This is a genomic window from Variovorax sp. Varisp85 (assembly GCF_047304045.1).
Lineage (GTDB): Bacteria > Pseudomonadota > Gammaproteobacteria > Burkholderiales > Burkholderiaceae_C > Variovorax.
Genome location: NZ_JBGLYN010000161.1, coordinates 1 through 365, shown reverse-complemented (window position 1 = coordinate 365; position 365 = coordinate 1). Strand labels below are relative to the sequence as shown.

The window sequence follows — 365 nt, the reverse complement described above, 5'->3', positions numbered from 1 at the left end:
TAGACCTCAGGATGTCCGAAGAATCAGAAAAAATGTTGGTATAGTATAGGATCTCCACCACCTGCTACTTCGAAAAATGACGTATTGAAATTTCTATCTGTTAAAACCATAGTTATTCCACCGGCTAACACAGGTAATGATAATAATAATAACACTGCTGTTACTACTACTGCTCAACCGAATAAGGCTAATTTGTGTAATCTTATACCTGGACTTCTCATATTTAATATTGTAGTAATAAAGTTCATAGCACCTAATAGGCTACTTATACCAGACAGATGTAAAGCAAAAATTGCTAAATCTACACTTGGTCCACTATGACTTTGTAAACCTGATAACGGGGGATAAACAGTTCAACCTGTACC

Annotated in this window: 1 pseudogene; it reads right to left on the bottom strand. The window is 35.6% G+C overall.

Annotated features, from left to right (window positions below):
- Nucleotides 1-26: 26 nt before the first annotated feature.
- Nucleotides 27-353: pseudogene (locus ACCC97_RS28850) on the bottom strand (cbb3-type cytochrome c oxidase subunit I); the annotation flags it as partial.
- Nucleotides 354-365: the final 12 nt, after the last annotated feature.